General features: G+C 61.6%; 10 protein-coding genes. 4 read left to right on the plus strand and 6 right to left on the minus strand.

Annotated elements, in window-relative coordinates:
* Positions 1 to 185: 185 nt before the first annotated feature.
* From entH to entC, 5 genes are read right to left on the minus strand one after another with little or no spacing between them, the layout of a single operon-like run.
* On the minus strand, positions 186 to 599 hold the full coding sequence (gene entH, locus GRPL_RS02855) for a proofreading thioesterase EntH (RefSeq protein ID WP_032688942.1): 414 nt from the start codon (positions 597 to 599) through the stop codon (positions 186 to 188).
* The gene (entA, locus tag GRPL_RS02850) at positions 600 to 1355 is read right to left on the minus strand and encodes a 2,3-dihydro-2,3-dihydroxybenzoate dehydrogenase EntA (protein WP_032688943.1); all 756 of its coding nucleotides are present in this window, start codon (positions 1353 to 1355) and stop codon (positions 600 to 602) included.
* Positions 1355 to 2206 (minus strand): enterobactin biosynthesis bifunctional isochorismatase/aryl carrier protein EntB, encoded by an 852-nt coding sequence (gene entB, locus GRPL_RS02845; RefSeq protein WP_032688945.1) that lies wholly within the window; start codon positions 2204 to 2206, stop codon positions 1355 to 1357. Before entB ends, entA begins: the two co-directional genes overlap by 1 nt.
* Before the next feature lie 13 nt (positions 2207 to 2219).
* Positions 2220 to 3827 (minus strand): (2,3-dihydroxybenzoyl)adenylate synthase EntE, encoded by a 1608-nt coding sequence (gene entE / locus GRPL_RS02840; RefSeq protein WP_032700594.1) that lies wholly within the window; start codon positions 3825 to 3827, stop codon positions 2220 to 2222.
* Between the two features lie 9 nt (positions 3828 to 3836).
* Positions 3837 to 5012, minus strand: a complete 1176-nt coding sequence (entC, locus tag GRPL_RS02835) for an isochorismate synthase EntC (protein WP_032688948.1) — start codon at positions 5010 to 5012, stop codon at positions 3837 to 3839.
* A gap of 187 nt (positions 5013 to 5199) precedes the next feature.
* On the opposite strand from entC, the gene fepB reads away from it, so the two are divergent.
* A complete protein-coding gene (gene fepB, locus GRPL_RS02830) occupies positions 5200 to 6159 on the plus strand; it encodes a Fe2+-enterobactin ABC transporter substrate-binding protein (RefSeq protein ID WP_032688949.1) in 960 nt (319 codons plus the stop codon).
* A 90-nt stretch (positions 6160 to 6249) separates the two neighbouring features.
* Here the strand turns inward: fepB and entS are convergent, their stop codons facing one another.
* Positions 6250 to 7491 (minus strand): enterobactin transporter EntS, encoded by a 1242-nt coding sequence (entS, locus tag GRPL_RS02825; protein WP_032688951.1) that lies wholly within the window; start codon positions 7489 to 7491, stop codon positions 6250 to 6252.
* Between the two features lie 237 nt (positions 7492 to 7728).
* Here entS and fepD point away from each other — a divergent pair, with 237 nt between their 5' ends.
* The 3 genes from fepD to fepC are packed head-to-tail and all read left to right on the plus strand — an operon-like array spanning position 7729 to position 10516.
* Positions 7729 to 8736, plus strand: a complete 1008-nt coding sequence (gene fepD, locus GRPL_RS02820) for a Fe(3+)-siderophore ABC transporter permease (protein WP_032700595.1) — start codon at positions 7729 to 7731, stop codon at positions 8734 to 8736.
* Complete coding sequence (fepG, locus tag GRPL_RS02815; RefSeq protein ID WP_032700596.1) at positions 8733 to 9725, plus strand: iron-enterobactin ABC transporter permease; 993 nt, start codon at positions 8733 to 8735, stop codon at positions 9723 to 9725. The genes fepD and fepG overlap by 4 nt, the downstream gene beginning before the upstream one ends.
* Positions 9722 to 10516 carry an iron-enterobactin ABC transporter ATP-binding protein gene (gene fepC / locus GRPL_RS02810; RefSeq protein WP_004859346.1) on the plus strand — a complete coding sequence of 265 codons (795 nt, stop codon included), beginning with the start codon at positions 9722 to 9724 and terminating at the stop codon, positions 10514 to 10516. Before fepG ends, fepC begins: the two co-directional genes overlap by 4 nt.
* Positions 10517 to 10717 lie beyond the last annotated feature (201 nt).

Genomic DNA, 10717 nt, shown 5'->3' on the forward strand with positions numbered 1-10717 from the left:
AGCTTAGCCCGGGTCCCGTAGCCCCGGTAAGCGCAGCGCCACCGGGGAGTCGGCCGCAGAGTATTGCCACACGGAGGCCGCTCCCGGAGATGGAATATTGCGCCTCCCGGGCGACAAAATCACAGACGGTTGTTAATCCGTAGCCCGGCTAAGGCGTTCACGCCGCCAGCCGGGAGCAGAGCGCTTCAGCCGAGGACCGCGGTCCCCAGGCGGCAGGTACAGCAGCGGCGGCCCCGCTCGTCAAACACCGCAATCTCCCAGCTCTGGTTCTGACGCCCGAGGTGCAGAGGGCGACACTCGCCGCGCACGCGACCGCTCGAGACCGCCCGATGGTGGGTTGCATTCAGCTCGGTCCCCACCACGCACTGCCCCTCTTCGGTCATCAGCCAGCCGGCCATCGACCCCAGCGTCTCCGCCAGCGCCGCGGAGGCGCCGCCGTGCAGCAGACCAAACGGTTGATGCGTACGCGCATCAACCGGCATACTCGCCTCCAGCAGCCCTTCTTCCAGCCGGGTGTAGACAATCCCCAGGTGAGCGACCATCGTATTCTCGCTGGTGGCATTAAGCGCCTCCAGCGTCAGCTGACGTTTCCAGGCCATTTACGCCCCCAGCGTCGAGCCGCCGTCCACCACGATATCCTGCAGCGTGATATGACTGGCGTGATCGGAAGCGAGGAACAGAATCGTGCTGGCAATCTCCTGCGGACGCGCAATTTTACCCAGCGGGATCCCGAGCTTAAACTGCTCGCCGAAACCGCGGATACGGCGCTGCTCGGCATCCTCACTCACCCACAGCGTGCGCTGCATATCGGTGTCGGTGGAGCCCGGCGAAACCAGGTTGCAGCGTACGCCGCTGCCCGCCAGCTCGAGGCCCACGGTCAGCGCCAGACTTTTCAGCGCCGCCTTTGAGGCGCCGTAGGCGCTCATGCCGATGCGCGGCGTATGCGCGGCATCGGAGGCAACGGTGACAATGGCCCCGCCCTGCTGGCGACGGAACTGGCCCATCGTCTGCTGGAACAGGTTAAACGCGCCGCCGACGTTGACGGCGAAAGTCTGCTGCCATGCCTCCAGACTCAGCTCATCGGTCGCGCCCATGCGCAGAATCCCCGCGGCGTTAACCAGCACATCCAGCCGATCGATGCCTTTCAGCAGATGCCCGCACACCTCGGCCACCTGCTGCGCATTGGCAACATCCAGGGTGTGGGTGGCAAACGGATAGTCATCGCCCTCAAAAGCGAGATCGAAACCGCTCACCCGGGCGCCGGCTTCAACAAACGCCAGCGCCGTTGCATAACCAATCCCTTTGCCGGCGCCGGTGACCCAAACGGTTTGCCCCTGAAAATCCAGCGCGGCCATTATTTCACCTCACGGGAGAGCAGCGCCCACCAGGCGTCAATGGTCGGGTTTTTCGCCAGCATCACGAAGTCAATATCGCCGTGCACTTTGCGCCAGCGGGCGGCCAGCGCCATCATACGTACCGAGTCCAGACCGTAGTCGATCAGATTTTCGTCATCCATAGGCTCGTCGGATTCATCGAGCAGCGGCAGCACCAGCGCACGCAGCGCCGTTTTTGATGCCGGCAGCGGCAGCAGCTCTTCGGTCATCACTACCCGGCCACTACGACCGGCAACATATTTCAGCGACATCAGATGTTCTTCACGGCTAAAGTCAGCCAGCGCATCGGCGACGAAGAACGGCTTAATATCGCGCATAAAGGCGTCGGTAGCGGTGGTCATACAGCCGATATGGGCATAGACGCCGGTGATAATCAGCTGATCGCGGCCGCTCTCTTTGAGCATCTCTTCCAGCGGCGATCGGTGAAACGCACTGTAGCGCCACTTCACCAGTACGGTGTCGTGTTCATCCGGCGCCAGCGCGGCAATCACGCGCTGCTGCTCCGGCGAACGGGTCAGGCCCGGCCCCCACATATCATTAAGCAGGGCGCGATCTTCATCGCTTTGCTCTTTCGGTTGCGCGGTGTAAAACACCGGAATGTTATTCTGTTTGCAGAAATCACGCAGCGCGGCAATATTGGCAACGACTTTCGCCATCATGGCGCTGTCTTCGCCCCAGAAGTTGAGGAAATATTCCTGCATATCGTGGATCAGCAGCGCAGCGCGGGATGGCTCAAAAGCCCAGTTCACTTTGTTCGCCGGGATGTCGCTGGCTTCCGGCAGCGTGTAAGCCTGTAATTTCGGGATGGCCATTCTCTCTTCTCCTTCAGCCCGGCTCGCGTGAGGCCAGCCACTGGCGTAATTGTTTTTTATCGACTTTGCCCACCGGCGTCAGCGGCAGCGCATCCAGGCACTCCACACGGTCCGGCAGTTTAAATTCCGCGACGCCCTGTTCGCGCAGGAAACGGCGTACCGCTACCGCACGCAGCGGCTCTTTCACCACCAGATACGCGCAGCTTTTCTCGCCCAGCAGGCTATCTTCCATGCTGACCAGCGCGGCATGGATCACCGCTGGATGGCGCAGCAGCAGGTTTTCAACTTCCTCCGCCGCGATCTTCTCGCCGCCGCGGTTGATCTGATCTTTTTCACGCCCCTGCACGGTGATGTACCCGTCTTCGTCGATCGAGATCAGATCGCCGGAACAGTAAAAACCGTCGGCATCAAACGCTTCGGCGTTATGCTGTGGACTTTTGTAGTAGCCGCGGAAGGTGTATGGACCCCGGGTCATCAGACGTCCCACCTCGCCACGTGGTAGCGGGTTGCCGTCGGCATCTGCCACCCAGACCTCATCGTCCGGGCACATCGGGCAACCCTGGGTATTGATGATGCGCTCCGGGCTGTCGTTGAGGCGGGTGTAGTTCACCAGCCCTTCCGCCATGCCGAAGACCTGCTGAAGCTGGCAGCCAATCTCCGCCGGAATCCGCGCCGCCAGCGTTGCCGACAGGCGCGCGCCGCCAACCTGCAGCAGCGTCAGCGAACGCAGCTGCGCATTCCCGGCCCCTTCGCGGATCGCCTGTAGCCACAGGCTGACCGCCGGCGGTACCAGTGAAGCGACGTTAATCTGATGTTGTTCAATCAGCGGGAAGCAGAGCGTCGCGCTCGGATCGGCGGCCAGAATCACCCGACCACCGGCGAGGAACACGCCGAGGGAACCCGGCGAGCTCATCGCGTAGTTGTGGGCGGCGGGCAGCGCGTTGAGGTAGCGAGTTTCCGCGCTGATGCCGCAAATTTCGTTACTGCGACGGATGCTGTAGTCGTAGTCGTTATGGGTGCGAGGTATCAGCTTCGGCGTCCCGGTACTGCCGCCGGAGAGCTGGAAAAAGGCCACTTCATCGGCAGGTGTCGGATTCGCGATAAAGTTCTCCGCCGGCCGCGCGATCGCCGCCGCCAGATCGTATTCACCGCAATCGTTGCGCAGCAGCACAACCCGTACTGACGCATGCTGCTCAACAAAGCCATTCAGGAAATGATCATCGGCAAACAGCGCATGCTCGCGATCGGCAATCAGCAGCGCGGGCTCAATTTGCGTCGCGTAGGCATTCAGCTCGCTGCGCTGATGGCTGAACAACGCATTCACCGGCGCCACCCCGATACGCAGCAGCGCAAACAGGGTGATGTAGAATTCGGCGACGTTGCCCAGCTGCACCAGCGCGGTTTCACCGCGCTTCAGCCCCAGACGCTGGAGCGACGAGGCCAGGTTATCCACCTGCTGATTGAACTGACGATAGCTGTGCTGCTTATCACCGTCGATAATGGCGATGGCGTCGCTGTCGGCGTGACGGGTAATCAGGTTGGTTAGCGGCAAATCCTGCCAGTAGCCCTTTTCGCGGTAGCGGGCGGCAAAACTTTCCGGCCAGCGGTTAAATGCAATCATCATTGCCTCTTAATTCAAGCCAAACACATTCAGCATGGTCGTCAGTTTGACGCCGGTTTCACGCCACTCTCCCAGCGGAGAGGAGGCCGGAACAATCCCCGCGCCGGCAAACAGACGCAGCGTACGCTGATGCAGGCGAGCGCAGCGAATCGTCACCACCCATTCGCCGTTACCTTCGTCATCGCACCAGCCAACAATGCCGCCAAACAGCTGGCGGTCGAACGGTTCAAGCTCGGCAATCAGTCGTTTCGCCACCTGATGTGGGAAACCGCTCAGAGCCGGGGTAGGATGCAGCAGGCAGGCCAGCGACATCGCGTTCTCCTGCGCCAGCGCGGTACCTTCAATCGGCGTCGCCAGGTGCCATAGCGTTGGCGTGGTGACCAGCTGTGGGGAATCCGGCAGCGACAGTTCACGGCAGCGCGGCGTCAGCACCGCCTTCATCGCCTGGGTCACCAGTTCGTGCTCGTGGCGATCTTTTCCGGAAGCCAGTAGCTTGTTACCCGCTTCGCGATCCAGTACGTCATCCGGCTGGCGGCGGGCCGAGCCGGCCAGCGGCAGGGAGCTGAAATGATCGCCCTCTTTGCGCAGCAGCAGCTCCGGGCTGGCGCCCAGCAGCACGCCGCCGTCGGAGAGCGGCACGTGGAAGTTAAAGCTGGCAGGGTTCTGCGCGATCAGGCGCTCGAGCAGCGCGCCGCTGTCCACGCGCTCGCGGGTGGTAATATCGATCAGGCGTGACAGGACAACCTTGTCCACTTCCGGCGTCGCGGTCAGCCCGGCGGCCCGCTCAACCATCGCCATAAACGCATCCTGTTGAGGAATCTCCTGACGCTCCACGACATCCATTGGCGTCTGGGCGGTGAAGTAGCGCGCCGACTGCTGTTTACCGGTGCGGGAGAAATTCTCCCAGCTCTCTGGAATAAACAGTTCGGAAGGCTGGTTGGTATCAAACGGGATAGCGCCGACCATCACCGGCTTACGGATCCCGGCAGCCTTCGCGTCAGTGAACGCGGCCGCCATATTCCGCTGAAACTCCCCATCGAGCAGCGCGCCATCGGCGGCAGAGTGGGAAAAACGGCTAAAACAGCCCGCGGTACGAAAACTGCGGTACGGCGACATAAAGAAGAAGCTTTCCGGCAACAGGGTCATTTTTTGTTCCTGTACATCCTCGGCCAGTGACGTTTCCATATCATCCTCCAAAAACGATAAAGATATTACGAATAATTATCATTTATATTTTGGTTGGCTAACCTAAAAGGTATTGCCTGCCATGTCAACCGTACAAACGGCATGTTGTGCGACTTAGGCTTGCATCCGCGCACGACAAAGTTGAAAATGAGACGCATTTATCCCAACTGAATCAGGATGCGAATTCGTGAATTTGTCCACATTATGTCGCCGTACCCTGCTGGCCTGCGGGCTGGTGCTTTTAGGAATTACCTCAGCTCTGGCAGCCGACTGGCCTCGTCAGGTGACCGATAGCCGCGGCGCACATACGCTGGAAAGCAAACCCCTGCGCATCGTCTCCACCAGTGTCACCCTCACCGGATCCTTACTGGCGATTGACGCGCCGGTGGTCGCCAGCGGCGCAACCACGCCGAACAACCGCGTGGCCGACGATCGGGGATTTCTGCGTCAGTGGAGCGCCGTCGCGAAAGAACGTAAGCTCGCGCGCCTGTACATCGGCGAACCCAGCGCCGAGGCCGTAGCCGCACAAATGCCGGATCTGATTCTGATTAGCGCTACCGGCGGGGATTCCGCCCTCGCGCTGTATGACCAGCTCTCCACCATCGCTCCAACGCTTATCATTAATTACGATGACAAAAGCTGGCAGGCGCTGTTGACCGAACTGGGGCACATCACCGGCCAGGAAAAACAGGCGACCGCGCGTATTGCTGAGTTTGATAAGCAGCTCGCCACCCTGAAGCAACAGATGAAACTCCCGCCGCAGCCGGTCAGCGCGCTGGTCTATACCGCCGCCGCCCACAGCGCCAACCTGTGGACGCCGGAATCCGCTCAAGGTCAGATGCTTGAACAGCTGGGCTTTAAACTGGCGACCTTACCCGCCGGTCTGCATGCCAGCCAGAGCCAGGGGAAACGCCATGACATTATCCAGCTGGGCGGCGAAAATTTAGCCGCAGGCCTCAATGGCAACAGCCTGTTCCTGTTCGCCGGTGACGGAAAAGATGCCGATGCGATTTACGCCAACCCACTGCTGGCGCACCTCCCGGCGGTAGAGAACAAGCGCGTCTATCCGCTCGGTACAGAAACATTCCGTCTCGATTACTACAGCGCCATGCTGGTACTGCAGCGTCTCGCCACCCTCTTCGGCTAACCTTCATGCCCGGCAGGCGCTGCGCCCTGCCGCCAATCATCGCTCTGTGGCCCGGATAAGGCGTTGACGCCGCTATCCGGGCTAGCGGTTTCAGACCTCGCTGACCGTTTCAGGACGCTGGAAACGACGCAGCTCCCCCAGCAGCCCAATCAGAATTACGCCGACAATCACCAGCACCCAACCGCTGGCGCTCGCCGACGCGACCGGCGTCATTATCGCCCCCAGCCCACCCAGCAACGCGGCGCCAATGGCATCGCCAGTAACGTTCTGCGCGGTCCACAGACCGTTAATCCGCCCGAGCATCGCTTCCGGCGTCTGGGTCTGAATCAGGGTGTACTGCAACAGCGAGCTGATCGCGCTCAGCCAGCCAAACAGCGCCAGACACAGCGCGCCCAATGCCCAGAACGGCATCAGGCTAAATAGCGCGATGGCCACAAATGAGCCGACCGTCGTCATCAGCATCAGAGCGCCCGGTTTTGCCGTTTGCGCCAGCTGACCGCTGGTCAACGCCCCAAGCGCTGCCCCCAGCGGAATAGCGGCATATAGCAAGCCAATCTGCGAGGCCGACATCCGCCAGCCGTCGGCCAGCGCCGGATAAAGCACCCGTACCGCGCTTGCCATCGTCAGCAGACCGCCCAGCAGAGCAATCCCGCCAATCAGCGGGCTGTTGAAGAGGAACTTCAGCCCCGCCAGCAGCGACTTCAGCGGGTGTTCCCGCGGCTGCGGTGGCGGCGGTAGCAGCGGCAAGCGCAGCAGGGTCAGGGTGGTGATAAAGGTGCCCGCCGCCGCCAGGCCATAGTTCCAGGCCACGCCGCCGGTGGCCAGCAGCAGACCGCCGATCATCGGCGAAATCACCGATCCCAGGCGCACCGTCAGCATGGTGATCGCCCCGGCCTGCATCAGGTTTTCACGCCCGACCAGCGCCGGCGTCGCCGCCAGCAGCGCCGTCACGCCCAGCGAAGCAAAAAAACCGTCCCAGATACCCAGCAGATAGATAGCGATGAGCGACGGTTCAGGCAGCAGCGCGTTGAGGCACAGACCGACAAACCCCACGCCGCAGGTTCCCCGCGCCAGCAGAATCAAACGTTTCCGCTCATAGCGATCCGCCAGCACGCCGCCGACCATCAGGCCAACAAACATTGAGCAGCCGGTCAACGTGACCGAGAGCCCGACCTGCCAGGTGGAGTGGGTCATCATCTGGATTTGTACCGGAATCGCCACGCCCAGCAGGCCAAGCGACAGGATCGAGATAAAACGGGCGATAAAGACGGCGCGAAACGCCGGATGGGTTTGCAGCAGACTGAGGTTCAGCAGCCGGGATTGTCGGTTCATTACAGCGCCTTGTTATTATTTTCCATCAACGCGCGATCGTTCAGGCAGCGTACTTATTGGCTGCACTTCCTTAACCCGGTCATACGGTTAGCGATACTTCCAGGCAAGCGTGCGTTTGCCGCCGCGATGCATTCTGAATGATTTTGCGTATACCATTCTTGTGGGCCGCCATGCTAACATAACTGAATAGAATCGATAACGATAATTACTATCATTATCATGTCAGGGATGTGAATTATGTCGTTTTCTACGACCACGGTGCGCGCCGTTGCCGTACCTGGTCTGTTACTCGTTTTAGCCTTTGCTATCGCTCTCAGCCTGCTGATTGGCGCCAAACCTCTTCCAGTGAGCGTCGTCGTGGAGGCTTTTTCCGGTACCTGTCAGAGCGCCGACTGTACTATCGTGCTGGACGCCCGGCTGCCGCGAACCCTGGCGGGACTACTGGCCGGCGCCGCGCTGGGCCTGGCAGGATCGCTGATGCAGACTCTGACGCGTAATCCCCTTGCCGATCCCGGCATTCTCGGCGTGAACTCCGGCGCCAGCTTCGCGATTGTGCTGGGTGCCGCGCTGTTTGGCATCCACTCCCCGCAGGAACAGCTGCTGATGTCGTTTTGCGGCGCGTTTGGCGCCTCGCTGCTGGTGGCCTTTACCGGCAGTCAGGGCGGCGGTCAGCTCAGTCCGGTACGTCTGACGCTAGCCGGCGTGGCGCTGGCGGCCGTGCTGGAAGGGCTCTCCAACGGCATTGCGCTGCTCAACCCCGATGTTTACGACCAGCTGCGCTTCTGGCAGGCCGGTTCGCTGGATATTCGCACGCTGCAGACGCTGAAAATCGTCCTCCTGCCGGTGGTGATTGCCGCCGCCGTGACGCTGTTGTTAAGCCGGGCGTTGAACAGTCTGAGTCTCGGCAATGATACCGCCACCGCGCTCGGCAGCCGGGTCGCCCGCACTCAGGTTATCGGCCTGCTGGCGATTACCGTGCTCTGCGGTAGTGCCACGGCGGTAGTTGGCCCCATCGCCTTTATCGGCCTGATGATGCCGCATATGTCGCGCTGGCTGGTGGGCGCTGACCATCGCTGGTCGTTGCCGGTCACCTTACTGGCAACCCCTGCTCTGCTGCTGTTTGCCGATGTATTGGGTCGCCTGCTGGTCCCCGGTGAACTGCGAGTATCGGTGGTCAGCGCCTTTATCGGCGCGCCGGTGCTGATTTGGCTGGTGCGCCGTCAGCCGCGCGGAGGTGCAATATGATAGCCCCTTCTCGCCGACTGTTGCTCAGCTGTCTGATTCTGCTGGCTACCAGCCTGCTGGTCTCCCTCTGGGGCCTCGGCAGCGGTCTGGTGCCGTTAAGCGTCGAGCAGGTGCTTTCCGCTCTGCTGGGCGATGCGCCGCGTAATATCACCATGGTGGTCACCGAATGGCGACTGCCGCGGGTGCTGATGGCCCTGCTGATCGGTGCGGGACTTGGCGTCAGCGGCGCCATTTTTCAGTCGCTGATGCGCAACCCGCTGGGCAGCCCCGATGTAATGGGCTTCAACACCGGCGCCTGGAGTGGCGTGCTGGTGGCGATGGTGATGTTCGGCCAGAACCTGACGGCGATTGCGCTGGCGGCGATGACCGGCGGCGTGTTGACCGCGCTGGTGGTCTGGCTGCTGGCCTGGCGCAACGGCATTGAAACGTTTCGCCTGATTATTATCGGCATCGGCGTTCGCGCCATGCTGGTGGCCTTCAATACCTGGCTGCTGCTGCGCGCCTCGCTGGAGACCGCTCTCTCCGCCGGGTTGTGGAATGCCGGCTCGCTCAATGGCCTGACCTGGGGAAAAACCTGGCCCTCCGCGCCGCTGATTGTGCTGATGCTGATAGCGGCGGCACTGCTTGCCCGGCGCATGCGCCTGCTGGAGATGGGCGACGATACCGCCTGCGCGCTCGGCGTGCGGGTGGAACGTTCGCGCCTGCTGATGATGCTGGTGGGCGTGGTACTGACCGCCGCCGCCACCGCGTTAGCCGGACCGATCTCGTTTATCGCCCTGGTCGCGCCGCATATCGCCCGCCGCCTGAGCGGCACCGCGCGCTGGGGATTAACCCAATCGGCGCTCTGCGGCGCGCTGCTGCTGGCGCTGGCTGACTACAGCGCCCAGCGCCTGTTTATGCCTTATCAATTACCGGTGGGAGTGGTGACCGTCAGCCTCGGCGGCATCTATCTCATCGCGCTGTTAATTCAGGAGTCCCGCAAAAAATGACCGCCGAAACGACCCGTTTGCGCGGCGACCAGCTAACCCTGGCGTACGGCAAAAAGACCATCGCCGAATCGCTGAATGTGACCATTCCTGATGGCCATTTCACCGCAATCATTGGCCCTAACGGCTGCGGGAAATCGACGCTGCTGCGAACCCTGAGTCGCCTGATGACGCCGGCCAGCGGCCATGTTTATCTCGACGGTGAGCAGATCCAGCGCTATGCCAGCAAAGAGGTGGCGAAACGCATCGGTCTGCTGGCGCAAAATGCCACCACCCCGGGGGATATTACCGTTCAGGAGCTGGTGGCGCGCGGCCGCTATCCGCATCAGCCGCTGTTTACCCGCTGGCGTAAAGAGGATGATGACGCGGTCAACAGCGCCATGAGGGCGACCGGAATAACCGATCTGGCACGACAAAGCGTCGATACGCTCTCCGGCGGCCAACGGCAGCGGGCCTGGATTGCCATGGTGCTGGCGCAGGAAACGGCCATTATGCTGCTCGATGAGCCCACTACCTGGCTGGATATCAGCCATCAAATCGATCTGCTGGAGCTGCTGAGCGAGCTCAACCGCGAAAAGGGGTATACCCTGGCGGCGGTACTGCACGACCTCAACCAGGCCTGCCGCTACGCAACGCATTTGATTGCCTTGCGCGAGGGTAAAATCATTGCCGAGGGGGCGCCGAAAGAGATTGTCACCGCCGAATTGATCGAGCAGATTTACGGCCTGCGCTGCATGATCATTGACGATCCGGTCGCCCATACGCCGCTGGTCGTGCCGCTGGGGCGCCGGTAAATCCCCTCACTGCGGACTTCGCCCGGTGGCGCTACGCTTACCGGGCCTACCGTTCTGTCTCCTTCCGCGGGCCCTGCATAGTCCCGTAGGCCGGGTAAGGCCGCAGCCGCCACCCCGGTAATATTCCCCGCAGCGACCCCAAATCTCCCGCACTACCGGACCATCGGGGATTCGCCCGGTGGCGCTACGCTTACCGGGCCT

The organism is Klebsiella planticola ATCC 33531 (genome assembly GCF_000735435.1).
Taxonomy (GTDB): Bacteria; Pseudomonadota; Gammaproteobacteria; order Enterobacterales; family Enterobacteriaceae; genus Klebsiella; species Klebsiella planticola.